Annotated in this window: 12 protein-coding genes; 5 read left to right on the top strand and 7 right to left on the bottom strand. The window is 39.6% G+C overall.

Annotated elements, in window-relative coordinates:
- Positions 1–138: 138 nt before the first annotated feature.
- From AY601_RS00060 to AY601_RS00050, 3 genes are all read right to left on the bottom strand, one after another.
- The gene (locus AY601_RS00060) at positions 139–1332 is read right to left on the bottom strand and encodes a PAS domain-containing protein (protein ID WP_157287628.1); all 1194 of its coding nucleotides are present in this window, start codon (positions 1330–1332) and stop codon (positions 139–141) included.
- A gap of 286 nt (positions 1333–1618) precedes the next feature.
- Positions 1619–1978 (bottom strand): CoA-binding protein, encoded by a 360-nt coding sequence (locus tag AY601_RS00055; protein ID WP_068406964.1) that lies wholly within the window; start codon positions 1976–1978, stop codon positions 1619–1621.
- A gap of 79 nt (positions 1979–2057) precedes the next feature.
- Positions 2058–3599, bottom strand: a complete 1542-nt coding sequence (locus AY601_RS00050; protein ID WP_068394979.1) for an NAD(P)/FAD-dependent oxidoreductase — start codon at positions 3597–3599, stop codon at positions 2058–2060.
- 204 nt (positions 3600–3803) lie between these two features.
- Here AY601_RS00050 and AY601_RS00045 point away from each other — a divergent pair, with 204 nt between their 5' ends.
- The 5 genes from AY601_RS00045 (at position 3804) to AY601_RS00025 (ending at position 6665) form a co-directional block, all read left to right on the top strand.
- Complete coding sequence (locus AY601_RS00045) at positions 3804–4385, top strand: LemA family protein (protein WP_068406961.1); 582 nt, start codon at positions 3804–3806, stop codon at positions 4383–4385.
- A gap of 81 nt (positions 4386–4466) precedes the next feature.
- Positions 4467–4910: a TPM domain-containing protein gene (locus AY601_RS00040; protein WP_068394977.1), complete on the top strand. Its 444-nt coding sequence runs from the start codon at positions 4467–4469 to the stop codon at positions 4908–4910.
- Positions 4911–4920: 10 nt separating this feature from the next.
- The gene (locus AY601_RS00035; protein ID WP_068394975.1) at positions 4921–5691 is read left to right on the top strand and encodes a TPM domain-containing protein; all 771 of its coding nucleotides are present in this window, start codon (positions 4921–4923) and stop codon (positions 5689–5691) included.
- Between the two features lie 3 nt (positions 5692–5694).
- Positions 5695–6099, top strand: coding sequence for a hypothetical protein (locus AY601_RS00030; protein ID WP_068394974.1), 405 nt, complete (start codon positions 5695–5697; stop codon positions 6097–6099).
- Between the two features lie 14 nt (positions 6100–6113).
- Positions 6114–6665, top strand: coding sequence for an NUDIX hydrolase (locus tag AY601_RS00025; RefSeq protein ID WP_198163577.1), 552 nt, complete (start codon positions 6114–6116; stop codon positions 6663–6665).
- Positions 6666–6727: 62 nt separating this feature from the next.
- Here AY601_RS00025 and AY601_RS00020 read toward each other — a convergent pair whose 3' ends face one another.
- From AY601_RS00020 to dnaA, 4 genes are all read right to left on the bottom strand, one after another.
- A complete protein-coding gene (locus tag AY601_RS00020) occupies positions 6728–7540 on the bottom strand; it encodes a tyrosine-protein phosphatase (RefSeq protein ID WP_068394973.1) in 813 nt (270 codons plus the stop codon).
- A gap of 14 nt (positions 7541–7554) precedes the next feature.
- Complete coding sequence (locus AY601_RS00015) at positions 7555–9153, bottom strand: SusD/RagB family nutrient-binding outer membrane lipoprotein (protein ID WP_068394972.1); 1599 nt, start codon at positions 9151–9153, stop codon at positions 7555–7557.
- A 136-nt stretch (positions 9154–9289) separates the two neighbouring features.
- Positions 9290–12655, bottom strand: coding sequence for a SusC/RagA family TonB-linked outer membrane protein (locus AY601_RS00010; protein WP_068394971.1), 3366 nt, complete (start codon positions 12653–12655; stop codon positions 9290–9292).
- 256 nt (positions 12656–12911) lie between these two features.
- On the bottom strand, positions 12912–14342 hold the full coding sequence (dnaA, locus tag AY601_RS00005; RefSeq protein WP_068394970.1) for a chromosomal replication initiator protein DnaA: 1431 nt from the start codon (positions 14340–14342) through the stop codon (positions 12912–12914).
- Positions 14343–14442 lie beyond the last annotated feature (100 nt).

Genomic DNA, 14442 nt, shown 5'->3' with positions numbered 1-14442 from the left:
TAACCGCAATTCGACTAGTTTATAGCTTATACTACGCAATCATCGTCTGAAAAAATCCCATACCAAACCTATATCAACTAAAACTGTCGAATTGAAGCACTAATAAGAAAATCTTAAATTTTGTAACTAAGCAACATCCTAAGAAAGCTGGGCAGCCCTCTCCTCCATGGTTTGCTTGTTAATCATAATAACCGCATCATCCAGCTCTTTGGAAGATACCGCAAGAAAATCAATTAATTCCAGCACACCCTGGTTACCCGGACAATCTTTAATCAAGCTGATCAATGCAAGTATATTACTCAGCGGCCTTCTCACCTGGTGAGAATTTATCCAGGCAATCTCTTTAAGCTGCTTGTTCTGGTTCAGCAGTTGCTGCTCATATTTTTTCTGTTTATCAATATCCTGCATTGCCCCTATCATCCGGATAGGGTCTCCATGCTGATCAAAAATTGCATACCCGCGGTCCCTGATGTATTTAAAAGAACCATCGGCACATCTATACCGGTATTCAGCAAAAAAGTATTTCTGTTTATTCGTTATAATATTCTTAAAAGATTCCATGACTAATAACCGGTCATCGGGATGGATCTTTTGCATTGCGCTGAAAATATCAGGACTTGAATTTTTTGAATATCCATAAGTCTCATTATAGCCTTGCATCCATTTCAGCTGATTAGCTACAAAATCATAATCCCAAATCACATCGTTAGTGGCATGACTCACTGTTTCATATAAATGAAGCAGATCACTAATCTTCTTTTCATCTTTAATCGACTTATCTATATCTACGACCATGACCACATAAGCACCATCTTTCAATAAAGGAATACGGTGAAAAGTTGTCTTGACATAAAAACACTCCCCATTTTTCTTGCGGTGCAGCCAAATCTCAGATTCAGGGTCAACCCCTCCACAATGATTCATGAAATTTTTAATTCGTTCATGCTCTTCTTCCGGGCGGATATCGAAGGTGGTCATCTGCAAAAACTCTTGCGTAGTATAACCGTATAATTTTTTCATTGCCTCATTGACAGAAAGAATCTTAAAATTTCCTTTTGCCATCACGTAAATTGCGATTGGACTGGTATTAAATAATCTTTGATAATTTAACTCGGTAGTTTCCTGATTTTTCTGATAAAAGCGGATAGAGAAAAAAATAATTACGGCTCCTATCACCATAAATGTCAAATCCAGCAATACATGAAAATTAAAAAGGTCGTTATGCGCTACAACTACCGAAGTCCAATCAATCAGTCCGTGCCCAATAACCAGCGCTGTGATGCCAATTAACAGATAAAAAAATATTATTTTAAGCAAGGACAGATTCTTCATTTGACTGGCATTTCTTCTTAACAAGATATCCTATTTATCTAAAATAGTAATCAATTATCAAAAATTTATACTTTTATCAATTAATCTTTATCAAAAGATATCAGCATGTCCTGTGACATTGTCCTTTCCATTCCTTCTATGAAGAAATAAGAGGAAGATCTTAAGTCAGAAAAAACCTAAACGATCAGGATAGCAAGCTCTTAAAGGACTAATTGAAAAGCCCTATCTGCAGATTTCTCTATGTTTTAAACTTATAAAAAGAATAGTTTTAATACTGTCCGCTGGATTAATACTGTCCGGTAGATAATAAAACCAATGTACATGCTTCAATAGCCTCTATATGATTTTCTTCCAATAGCGCTTCCAACTCGTCATTTTCTGTTCCGGGATTAAAAATTACACGTTTTGGTTTTGTTTTAAGGATATAATCGAAATAATCAGGCTGTAAATGCGGCCCGATGTATAAAGTGATCGTATCTATGTCAGTATGGATTTCTGCTGGTTTTTCGATGGGAATACCAGCAACTTCGCCGGCTTTAATCCCTACATTCACAATCGGATGCCCTTTTTCTGTCAGCATTTTGGCCGCCAGGTAAGCATATCTCGCTGGATTAGGACTCGCACCTATGATTAAAGTGTTCTTCATCATGCTCTGTTTTTTACGCTTCGGTATGGTTAAATATCTTGCGATACTGCTGTTAAAAACAGCATCCTCCTTAAATTGTTTAGCTAAACTTCAGGATCGCATTTGCACAATTGACACCATCAATTGCGGCAGAAACAATTCCTCCGGCATAACCAGCACCCTCAGCACAGGGATAAAGGCCAGCAACTTCCGGATGTTGAAAGGTCTCTCTATCCCTTGGTATACGCACCGGCGATGAGCTTCTGCTTTCAATTCCCACCAGGATAGCTTCATTGGTATAATATCCTTTCATCTTTTTACCAAAAAGAGGGAGCGCATTCTTCAAACTTGTTGCAATAAAATCGGGCAGCATATCTTTCAGCATCACACTTTTCGTGCCCGGCAGATAAGAATTCTTTGGTAAATCGACAGAAAGCCGGTCTTCCACAAAGTCGATCATCCGCTGCGCAGGAGCTACTAAATTACCTCCGCCCATCGCAAAAGCCTTTTCTTCAATCCCGGATTGAAAATTCATCATCCGCAGCGGATCATCACCCGGAACATCTTCCAAAGTAACCTGAACAACTGTTCCTGAATTCGCAAAAGGATTATTCCGCTTAGACGGTGACCAGCCATTCACTACAATTTCATTCTCATAAGTTGCACAAGGCGCTATAATCCCGCCAGGACACATACAAAATGAAAAGACTCCCCTGCTGCCTACTTGTTCAACGAGGCTGTAATATGCAGGTGGTAAAAACTCGCTTCTTACCGGGCAATGGTATTGTGCTTCATCAATAATAGCCTGAGGATGCTCGATCCTGACGCCCATTGCAAAAGGCTTGGCTTCTACCAAAATCCCTTTTTGATGTAATAAGGTATAAATATCCCGCGCTGAATGTCCGGTAGCTAAAATAACCGAATCAGCAGTTAAAGTATAGAGTTCATTGACAATTACGCCCTTAATTTTTCCTGATTCAATGATAAAGTCGGTGACCTTTTGATCAAAATGAACTTCACCGCCAGCTTTTAAGATAGTTTCTCTGATAGCCGTGATAATATGCGGAAGTTTGTTGGTTCCGATATGAGGACGTGCATCTACCAGAATATCAGCTGTAGCTCCGTGCTGAACAAAAATCTGAAGTACTTTGTTGATATCGCCGCGTTTATTTGAGCGGGTGTATAACTTTCCGTCCGAGTAAGTTCCTGCACCACCTTCACCGTAACAATAGTTGGATTCTGTATTAACGATCCCTTCTTTATTGATTAGTGCAAGATCTCTTCTGCGCTGTTTCACGTCCTTTCCACGTTCCAGCACTATAGGTTTCATCCCATTCTCTATACACTGCAGGGCTGCAAAAAGCCCAGCCGGGCCAGCTCCTACAATAATGACCTCTTTCTGAGCACTTACATCGGGATAATTGACTGTAAATTCTTCTTCGGGGCGGGGTTCATCGATGAATACTTTGACTTGCATTCTGAAAATAACTTTGCGGGAGCGTGCATCGATAGATCTTTTAAGGATTTTATATCCTTTGATATGTTCCCTATCTATTGATAAAACAGCGGAGAGTTTGTTTAAAATATGTTCTTCCTGTCCTGCTTCTTCAGGGGCGATGGTGATTTCTATCTCTTTTTGCATACGTTACGTCAGGTATTTATCCTGAATGGCCGCAAAGATAAGAAAACTGGATTAAATAAGGATAACTGCCAAAACAGGCTATCAGAAGCATGAACTCCTATTTTTACATGCAAGTTGTCAGGTTTTTCTCCTTAAATGTAACAAAGGTACGGAAATTGAGTTCTAATGTGTAAATTAACACGTAGAAACCAAAACATGATAAAAATGAAAAAAGCAATATTAGGAGTTATCGCTGCCTTGTTCATCACCACTACCTTAAGTAGCTGTGGTTATAATAGCATGGTTAAACTTGACGAGGATGTGAAAACCAAGTGGAATCAGGTTGAAACACAATACCAGAGACGTTCTGATTTGATCCCTAATTTAGTAAGTACTGTAAAAGGTGCAGCTAAATTCGAGCAAGGTACCTTAACTGCTGTAATTGAAGCACGTGCACAAGCGAGCCAGATCAAAGTTAGTGCAGATGATTTAACTCCTGAAAAGCTGGAAAAATTCCAGGCCGCCCAAGGTCAGATCGGACAGGCTTTAGGTAAATTAATGGTACTGACTGAAAACTATCCGGAATTGAAAGCTACACAACAGTTCAGCGATCTTTCGGTACAGCTGGAAGGTACTGAAAACAGGATTGCTGTGGCCCGTAAGGATTTCAATGATGCTGTTCAATCTTATAATGTCAAAGTAAGGTCGTTCCCTAACAATTTAACAGCTGGTATGTTTGGTTTCAAACAAAGAGCTGGTTTTAAGGCAGATGCCGGAGCACAAAATACGCCTAAAGTAGAATTTTAGTAAACGTTTATAACATTTAAGGGTAATGCGTGTTCTTTTAATAAGTTACGTATTACCCTTATCTGTTTAATTTTGATCATTATGCCATTTCTGACAGAACAAGAACAAGACCTGATAACCAATGCAATCAGTGAAGCTGAAAAGCTGACTTCGGGCGAAATTAGAATTGCTGTAGAAAAACATTGTAAAGGTGAAGCTTTTGAAAGAGCTACTGCCTATTTCTCTAAATTGGGTATGGATAAAACGTCACAACAAAATGGCGTGTTAATCTATCTTGCTCATGTTGACCATAAATTTGCCGTTATCGGTGACAGAGGGATTCATAAATTAGTACCGGAAGATTTCTGGGAAACTACACAAATCGCTATGCAGGCTCATTTTGCCGGTGGAAATATTGCAAACGGCCTGATCGCCGGTATTGGGCTGATCGGTGAAAAGTTAGCGATACATTTTCCTTACCGCAGCGGAGATATTAATGAATTACCAAATGATATTATTTTTATGGATAAGCAGGAAGCAAATTAGATAAGCCCGGATGAAGAAAATATTAATCGCATTATTTCTTACCGTACTCTATACTGGTGCATTTGCGCAGGACTATCCTGCCAAACCCAATACACTTGTAAATGACTATACGGGCACGCTGTCTGAATCTCAGAAACAACAGCTTGAAAGTAAACTTGTAGCATTTGACGATTCTACCTCTACACAAATTGCGATTGCAATTGTAAAAAGTGTGGGTGAATATGATATTAACGAATACGCATTGGGCCTGGGCAGAAGCTGGGGCGTTGGGGGCGCAAAAAACAGCAATGGTGTAATGATCGTTGTTGCTTTAGGTGACCGCAAAATTGCCATGCAGACTGGCTATGGTGTAGAGGGTGTATTACCCGATATCATTACCAAACGTATTATTGACAACGAAATTAAACCTGCATTTAAAGCTGGCGATTACTATGCCGGACTGGATGCGGGTACTACAGCTATTATCAAATATACCAAAGGCGAATATAAAAATGATAACCCAAAAGTGGCTAAAAAAGGTGGTGGCTCTGGCGGGATATTAGTTATTATTATCATCGTTGTAGTGATCATTATTATCATCAGAAAAGGTGGTGGCGGAGATGGTGGCCAGGTTATTGGCGGCCGTGGTGTTGGAGAAGCTTTATTCTGGGGCGCGTTATTAGGCAGCGGCAGAAGTTCTGGCGGTGGCTGGGGCGGCGGTGGCGGCAGTAGTGGCGGCGGCGGATTTGGTGGTTTCGGTGGTGGTAGTTTCGGTGGTGGCGGTAGTAGTGGAAGCTGGTAAACTATGTATAAAAGAGATTTAATAACTGCTGAGATTCAAAAACTCGGACAAGCAATAGCAAGGATCCTGTGCTTAAAACAGGAAGGCAGACTGGAAGAGGCTGACAATGGTTTAAATGAAATGCTGGAAGCTGATTTTGGGATCCTGTTTTCGGACCTGGTGGCTTGTGATGCAACAGATTTCGTGGCTTTTCTGACGGAGAAAAATTTTCCTTCAGAAAAGCTGGAAATTCTTTCACAAGTGCTTTACCTCAAATTCAACAACACAGTGCTGACTGCAGAAAATAAGTCTGTCGCAGAAAAACTGCAGCTGACTTATCAGACCTTAGAGGTAAAACATCATGTAGTGAACATGAACAATCTAAGCCGTCAAAAAACAGTCACAGACTTTTTAAAACAGCATGCCTGATACAATACAAACGAATGGAAATTAAAAAATGGGAAAAGCTTTCCTCCAGATACCTGGTTCAGGAAAGATGGGCGACGCTGCGTGTAGATACCTGTAAGTTACAGAACGGTACAGTAAAAGATGATTATTTCGTATTGGAATATCCTGATTGGGCTAATGCGGTTGCGTTAACAAAAGATAATAAGTTGATTCTGGTACGTCAGTATCGCCATGCAGCGGATATTATTTCATTGGAAATACCTGGTGGTGTGATTGAACCGGGAGAAGATCCTGAACAGGGTATCAAAAGAGAGTTACTGGAAGAAACTGGTTATTCTTTTGAAACCTGTGAGTTGATTGCAACGCTTTATCCTAACCCGGCGACAGCTGATAACAGGACATTTACTTATTTATTAACCGGTGGTATTCAAACACAAGAACAGGATCTGGATGAGCATGAGATCTTAAATGTGGAAGAGTATACGGTTGAAGAAGTTAAACAATTGCTTATTGATAATAAAATAGAGCAGTCTTTACATACTGCAGCTTTATTTTATGGATTGATGAAGTTGGAAGCGATTAAATAAAGAAAAATAATATCAAATAATAAACGGGCTGTCTTGCGTAAAGGCAGCCCGTTTGTATTGGATTAATTGGTATATTTCTTCTTTAACAGTGCAATATCGTCGGCTTTAAGGCCTAATTCTTCAGTCATAAACTGATCTATACTTCCGTATTGCTGGGTAATGGCCTTAACAGTAGCGATTAAGTATTCAGGTTTAACTCCAGCCATATCACGGGCTACCTCCTCCTTAATACCAAACTGTATCATCATTTTCACCATCTTTTCATTCTCTGCTTTCCGGTATTCATTCGTAGCCAGATAATCTTGTAAGATAGTTTCATCAGGTACACCTACGGCATGTAAGAACAGTGCTGCACCTATACCTGTACGATCTTTTCCAGCTGTGCAATGGAATAATAAAGCATCAGTGTCAGGCATTTTTAATAGCTCCTGAAAAAAGGGTTTATATTTATCTTTCAAATGCGCAGTCTGACTATAGAATGAGATCATTAGTGAATCTCCGTCATTGAGCTTCGGCAGGATAGCCATGATATTACCTAAACTTTCACTACCAGCAGCCAATTGTAAGTAGGAAGCACCGGCTGGTAAACGGTCTTTTGCTTTCGCTACTTCTTCATCACTCCGAAAATCAACTACAGATTTGATATGCTTTTGGGCCAGCAATTTAAGATCTGCATCCGTCAACTTACTGATTTCTGCAGAACGGTAAACCTTACCCCATTTAACCTGTTTTCCTTCATTGGTCTGATAACCGCCAAGGTCTCTGAAATTTACAGCACCCTGAACAGGGACTAACCTGGTAGTATCATTAACGGTAACGCCTGAAGCCTGCAGACTGGCCAGTGCGGAGAAGAATAAAACGACTATTGCTTTCATATATTTATCGAAGATTATTTAAGTAACCACATTTTTTGATTGATATCATCATTACCTCCATATTGCGCACTAACAGCTGCTTTATAATTAGCGGTATTGTTATTTTGCTCATCCAGCGGATATTGCCAGCGAACTGGAATCACACCTGATGGATTAATACCTGCGCCGTTATTGGCAAATTCAGGAATTCCGGTACGGCGCCAGTTATAAAAAGCTTCCCAGGCAGAGTTCTCAAAAAAGGCCACGTATTTTTGCTGAAGGATCTGTTTAAGTCCATCTGCATTGTCACCTTTATAAACCACGTTCGGGTGGTTCAGGAAATCATTGGTTTTGATTGTAACTTTACCTAGCGTAATCCCTTTAACATCACCAATATCATAACTCTGTCCTTCGGTTAATCCGTAGAAACTGATCGAAGCTTTCATCCCGTTCTGGTACCAATTTGCCGCAGAACCAGCCACCCAGCCCCTGTTTATTGCTTCAGCAATGTTAAAACACAACTCCGGATAGCCGATCATCACTGCTGGATCAGGTCCAGTAAAAGTGGTGAAATAACGTTTATAGTTTACATAAGAATACATACCTTTCGCATCATTTGCAGAAAGCGTACTCTGTGTTAATGTAGTACTTCCACCAACATAAGCAGTGAAATCACCCACTGTTTTACCTGCTTTAATTTCAGCTGGTGCAGGCGTCGCTGCAATAAAAGTACGCGGATCCTGATTTGCAGTAGTCAGGTCAAGATAAGTTTTGCCCAGATTTTCAAATACGTTGTAAGTTTCATCAGGGTTATAAATAAACTTATTCACGGTCGCATTGTATTTAAAAGCAAGGTTATCGCTGTTCCCTGTTTGAACAGGATATTTACCCGGGTTATTTAAGATATCAGCAAATTGTTGTTTAATATTCAGGTCAGCGTTATCATCTGCACGTTTACTTAAGCTGATCAATACTCTTAAACGGTAACTGTTGATCACTTTTTGCCATTGCAAATAGGTCAATCCATAAATATCTCCACCTACAACTGTGCTTGAATTGTCTACACCAACACTTGGTTTAATGGCAATAGTGATAATTGAATTGGCTTCATCTAACAGTTGCAGACTTCTTTTGTAGACATCTTTCTGCGCTTCAAATTTTGGGGTCAGGTTTTTTGAGTCTCCAGCCTCACCGGCAGGAATATCTCCAACCCGCTGCGTTAACCAGACAAAGCTATAAGCTTTAAAAAATCGGCCCAGCGCGCTATAAACACTATTTGTAGTTCCAAGCTGTACCTGCGCCTGGCTTTCCATTTGCTTCACATACCTCAGCAAATCATAAGCAGTAGCTGTATTACTAAAAGCATAAGCATTCGTTGCCCGGTAATAAGCATTGGTAGAGACGGTGAATTGATTCCATTTACTCAATTGACCAAATGGTTCCTCTCCTATTGCATTTGAAGTTTTTTCTACCACACCGCCACCACGGTACATGCTCCAGGTCAAATGGTTAAGTAAAAGGGAAACCGGAATGTTTGAGTTCTCATTTGCTACGTTCGGGTTAGAAAGTAAATCGCCCTTCTGGCAGCTTCCCAGTGTAAGTGCAATAGCGATCACACTGGTTATTTTTATCATATTTAATTTCATCTATTTTTCTATTTTATGTTTTGTTAGATGGAGCCTTTGATGATTAAAATAATTATTGCCCTGTGGGTTTAATAATTATTTTAATCATGCCGGGTTCATTTTGTTTTAAGGTTAAAAGGAGGGATTAAAAGCCTATACTGATATTCACACCATAACGACGGGCTGTAGAACTTTGAAGATCGCTTTGTTTACCGCCATTGGCTTTGCTGGACAGGTTAAATCCTGAAGCATATTGATCAAGATCGATGTCTTTGCGTTTAGCAAAATAAAGCAGGTTTCTGCCGATTAAAGAGATACTTGCTGATCTGAGCCCTGTTTTGGCCAGGAACTTTTTAGGGATCGTATAGCCAATCACCACTTCACGAAGTTTCACAAATGAACGACTGATCATAAATGGTTCATCAAACAATCCATAAACTCCGTTTTGTACATAGTTTCTCAGGGTTACTGCCTTGTTGTTCTGCGCGAAGGTTAACTGATCATAGTTATCAATTTTTCCGTTAGTATAATGTGGAGTACCAGAAGTAATCACGACTCCATTTCCTACCATAGCACCTGTTGCATTGATGGTTCCGCCGTTAGTGCTTTGCCATTCTTTTAAACGTGCATCTCCATACTGTCCTTCTACCAGATCAACAGCTGTACCTGCATTTAACATTTGTGCATAAGCATAATCAAATATTTTACCTCCGATACGTCCATCAAACTGAAAGCTGAAATTGAAGTTCTTATATCCAAATCTATTGTTGAAACCAAACACGAAATCTGGGTTAGCATACCCTAACAATTGGTTATTGTTTACACCTGCTTGCTGCGCTAATGGCAATCCGCTGGCATCGTGGATAATCTGTCCATCCGGAGATCTGACATAAGCACGTCCATAATACCCATCCAGACGTTCTCCAACTTTATAATTGTGGTTATTAATTGCCCAGCCATCTACACCATCATAAATTTTGCTTAGGGTTTCTTTGTAAGTTGATACGTTTGCCATTACATCCCAGGTAAAGCCGCTCTGGGTTTTAACAGGTGTTCCGGTGATAGAAAGTTCCCATCCTTTTTTCTTTGAGGTGATCGCATTTACACTTTCGGTCGCATAGCTTGTGGAATTGGCAACTGGTAATTGAAATACAAGGGGGCCATTAATAGAGGTGAAATAAGTAAAATCAACACCCAATCGATTTTTCAGAAATTTGATTTCTGTTCCTGCTTCATAAGATTTTACATCAAATGGCTTAATTTGATTATTAGCAATATTTTTCGAGAAGTCAACTGATGGCGTATTATTATAATAAGTATTAACGTTATAGGTATTCTGATTATCATAGGTAGGGCCGTCATATGAACTGTATAGCTCTGTTCCGTAACCACCATAAGTACCACCACCTAATAAATTACCCACGGTATTACCTGTTAATGCATTATAGGCTGTTCCAATGGTCGGGCTTGTCAATGCACCTCTTACGTCTGCGAAAGAGCCCCGCAATTTCCAGAAGGAGATTACTTCAGGTAATTTAACATAGTCACTTACTACTGAACTTAAAGATACCGAAGGATAAAAGAAGATATCATTGCCTTTTGGTAAGGTAGAAAGTTTATCTAAACGACCTGTAGTATTGATATTCAACCAGTTCTTAATGCCAAAATCAAAAGTATAATAACCACTTGACACTTGCATTTTAGAGCCGAAGTTGTAAGATTTAACAGGACCTTGTGAGTTAGCCAGGTTATAAACGCCCGGTAAGGTTAAAGCATAAGTGGTTGCCCAGGTTGAATTGTATTCAAATGTTCTTAAGTTCGCACCCGCAGAACCTGAGAAAGTGAAGTCATCACTGATCTTTTTGTTATAGTTGGCCAGGAAATCGTGGTTATGCTCAACCAGCGTACGCTGATCTTCTCTGTAATCTCCGTACCAGATATTATAAACACCATTGGATTTATTGAAATAGTAATCATTTACGTATTGATTTAAGTTCGTAGATGGCGGAACTTTCTCTGTACGCATTTGATTCCAGGTTGTGATTTGAGAACGCAGGCTGAAGTTCAGGTTATCATTTACCTTATAACTTAATTTCGCATAACCATTAATGTCTGTTTTTTTATGACTGTGCAACCATTCGTTGGCTGTAAAATAAGGGTTGTTATGTCTGCCGTATTCTACGAAATTCTGCACCAATCCAGGACGGCCGCGTGGACCACCAAAATAGTCTTTGACATCATTGAGGTCCCAGCTGGAAGAGCCGTATACTTTAAACTGGTAAACGTAACTATTAGGGCCGTAAGAAACATCCGGAATGTTTGGTGTGTATTGAGAGTTCAAATTCAGATTAGCATCCATTCTCCATTTAGAACTGAAATTATAACCACCATAAAGATTCAGGTTATCTATATTCAGTTTGGTATTCGGTGCCATTCCTTTCTGATAAGTATGACTCACTGAGGTACGCATATCATATTTTTCGCCTGATGCGCTCACCGAAACATTATTCGTACTCAGGATACCAGTTTGCATGAAATTTTCAAAGTTTTTACCTCCTTTAGAAAGCCATGGTGTTTTAGTCCGGATTCCTGTTACCGGATCTACCGGGCTATCATATTGTGCTACACCCTGTCCGTCAAATTTAGGGCCCCAGATATTCGTCCTGCGGTAACTTCCATCTAAATCATAAAGGTCATTTCCGTAAGCGTATTTATAATCATTTCCATAACCATATTCTGTTTGTGCTTTTGGGACTGCAGTAAATCCCTTCTCCAGCATCGTACTGCTATTGAATTCAACACTGAAACCTCGATCGTCTTTAGTCCCTTTTTTTGTAGTGACCAATATTGCTCCATTTTGTCCTCTGAAACCGTATAATGCCGCAGCATTCGGGCCTTTTAATACCGTATAAGTTTCAATATCATCAGCACTGATATTCCAGGTATCCGAATTAACAGGTACACCATCTACTACGAATAAAAGGTCTGTACTTCCTCTCAAAACCAGCTGTGGCCGGCCAAGCAGCTCAGCGCTTCCTCCAACGGTTAATCCGGCAATTTTACCAGTCAGGGAATTAATTGCATTGGGCTCTCTTGCTTTAACCAGTTCGCTTCCTTTAATTTCCTGAGTGGCATAACCAATTTTTTTTATGTCCTTTTTAATACCAAGGGCAGTCACAACAACTTCGGTCAGCTGTTGTAAATCATTTTTCAATTCGATCTGTAACACAGTTTCTCCATTGACTACAATTTCCTGTGTCAGGTAACCGATAGAAGTGATCGTCATAGTTTTGCCTTTTGGTACACTTAATGTAAAAGTTCCATTGGTTGAACTTACTGTACCCGTTGAGGTTCCTTTTATTTTGATACTGGCACCAGGAACCGGAGCTTTAGTCTCATCTGTGACAGTTCCTCTGATCGGCACATTTTGCGCAAATAGCTGTACAGCGGTTAAGATTACAAATGCGGTCGTCAGCAGCATTCTTGAAAAATTGAGTAGTTTTTTTTCCATGAGCTTTTTTTAGATTATTACTGCACGAAAATATCCTGTAGGTATTAGGTAATTGTTTGTTCTGGAATATGATAAAATGATTTATCAGCTTGTTTTAGAGGACAAGTCACAGATTTCTGTATTTAATGTTAAGTAAATGAAAAATTCGGCAACAAAGGACGAAATCCCTCAAAAAGGTGTAACTTATTAATTACAATAGCTTGTAATTAAATGAGAGTAGCGTTTGCTATGCTGACAAAAAGAATAGCTATTCTGATTAACTCATTTTGAGTTTTTTCTGAATATCGTGTACGTAACCTTTAAATTTCTTATCGGTATCAATCAGGTCTTCTACAGTCTGACACGCATAGATTACAGTCGAGTGATCTCTGCCCCCAAAAAAAGCACCGATAGTTTTCAGGGAAGATTTAGTATGGCTTTTGGACAAGTACATAGAAATCTGTCTGGCTTGTACAATTTCTCTTTTCCGGGTAGGCGATTTGACCATATCAACCGGGACTTCAAAATACTCACAGACTAGTTTCTGTATGTATTCCATAGAAATCTCTTTCGTCGTATTTTTAATAAAGTTCTTTAGCATTTGTTTCGCCAAAGAAAGGTCAATATCTTTTTTATTCAAGGTAGACTGCGCAAGCAAAGAAACCATTGCCCCTTCCAGCTCTCTTACATTATTGTCAATATTATTAGCGACGTATTCAACAACTTCCTGTGGAAGCTCAATACCGTCTGCATACATTTTCTTTCTCAGAATTGCGATCCTGGTTTCCAGATCAGGAATCTGCAGATCTGCTGAAAGGCCCCATTTGAACCTGCTCAGTAATCTTTCTTCCAGTCCAGCCAGATCTTTAGGTGCTTTGTCTGAGGTCAGAATAACTTGTTTACCAGATTGGTGCAGGTGGTTGAAGATGTGAAAGAAAATATCCTGTGTTTTTTCTTTTCCGGCGAAATTATGTACATCATCCATAATGATGACATCCATTGCCTGGTAAAAATTCACAAAATCATTGATGGTATTATTTTTCAGGGAGTCTACAAATTGCTGGCAGAATTTCTCACAGGAAACATAGATCACCAGTTTGTCGGGCATGGTCCGTTTAATTTCATTGCCTATAGCCTGACCAAGGTGGGTTTTACCCAAACCTACTCCGCCATAAATCATTAAAGGATTAAATGAGGTACCACCCGGTTTTGCTGCGACAGCATAACCTGCAGAACGGGCAAGGCGGTTACAGTCACCTTCAATATAGTTTTCGAAAGTATAATTTGAGTTGAGCTGAGGGTCTACATTCAGCTTTTTCAGTCCTGGTATTATAAAAGGGTTTTTAATATCCTTGTTTATAGAAACAGGGATTGGCATAGATTGCATTTTAGCTTCAGCACCATTCCCATTGGAGGGCATGTTGGTGGTATAAGGTGAGCCGCTATTGGAAGATTTATCGACTACGATGTTATATTCCAATCTGCCTTCATCGCCAAGCTGCTTTTTAACAGTCTTGCGCAGCAGCCCTACATAGTGTTCTTCTAACCATTCATAGAAAAATAAACTAGGTACCTGTATAGTTAAAACTTTGCCATCAAGTTTAAGGGCAGAAATCGGTTCGAACCAAGTTTTAAAACTTTGGCTCGGGATATTGTCCTTAATAATTTGAAGACAGTTTTTCCATACTTCGGTACAAGTTTTTTCCATAGTGCCCTAAATATATTAATGATTTTCCCGAAGAATACAGCCTGCGAAAACTGACGTTCCGATAGATCGAAGATTCAAAAAATTATCAACAAAAAAAACT

The sequence above is a fragment of the Pedobacter cryoconitis genome, from assembly GCF_001590605.1.
GTDB classification, from domain to species: domain Bacteria; phylum Bacteroidota; class Bacteroidia; order Sphingobacteriales; family Sphingobacteriaceae; genus Pedobacter; species Pedobacter cryoconitis_A.
This window is presented reverse-complemented; position numbering and strand designations above follow the sequence as displayed.

Excerpts from the sequence above, each read along its gene's own strand:
- AY601_RS00020 (WP_068394973.1), bottom strand. The coding sequence starts at position 7,540 with ATGAAAGCAATAGTCGTTTTATTCTTCTCCGCACTGGCCAGTCTGCAG.
- AY601_RS00060 (WP_157287628.1), bottom strand. The coding sequence starts at position 1,332 with ATGAAGAATCTGTCCTTGCTTAAAATAATATTTTTTTATCTGTTAATT.
- AY601_RS00035 (WP_068394975.1), top strand. The coding sequence starts at position 4,921 with ATGAAGAAAATATTAATCGCATTATTTCTTACCGTACTCTATACTGGT.
- AY601_RS00010 (WP_068394971.1), bottom strand. The coding sequence starts at position 12,655 with ATGGAAAAAAAACTACTCAATTTTTCAAGAATGCTGCTGACGACCGCA.
- AY601_RS00040 (WP_068394977.1), top strand. The coding sequence starts at position 4,467 with ATGCCATTTCTGACAGAACAAGAACAAGACCTGATAACCAATGCAATC.
- AY601_RS00025 (WP_198163577.1), top strand. The coding sequence starts at position 6,114 with ATGGAAATTAAAAAATGGGAAAAGCTTTCCTCCAGATACCTGGTTCAG.
- AY601_RS00015 (WP_068394972.1), bottom strand. The coding sequence starts at position 9,153 with ATGATAAAAATAACCAGTGTGATCGCTATTGCACTTACACTGGGAAGC.
- AY601_RS00045 (WP_068406961.1), top strand. The coding sequence starts at position 3,804 with ATGAAAAAAGCAATATTAGGAGTTATCGCTGCCTTGTTCATCACCACT.
- AY601_RS00050 (WP_068394979.1), bottom strand. The coding sequence starts at position 3,599 with ATGCAAAAAGAGATAGAAATCACCATCGCCCCTGAAGAAGCAGGACAG.
- AY601_RS00030 (WP_068394974.1), top strand. The coding sequence starts at position 5,695 with ATGTATAAAAGAGATTTAATAACTGCTGAGATTCAAAAACTCGGACAA.
- AY601_RS00055 (WP_068406964.1), bottom strand. The coding sequence starts at position 1,978 with ATGAAGAACACTTTAATCATAGGTGCGAGTCCTAATCCAGCGAGATAT.
- dnaA (WP_068394970.1), bottom strand. The coding sequence starts at position 14,342 with ATGGAAAAAACTTGTACCGAAGTATGGAAAAACTGTCTTCAAATTATT.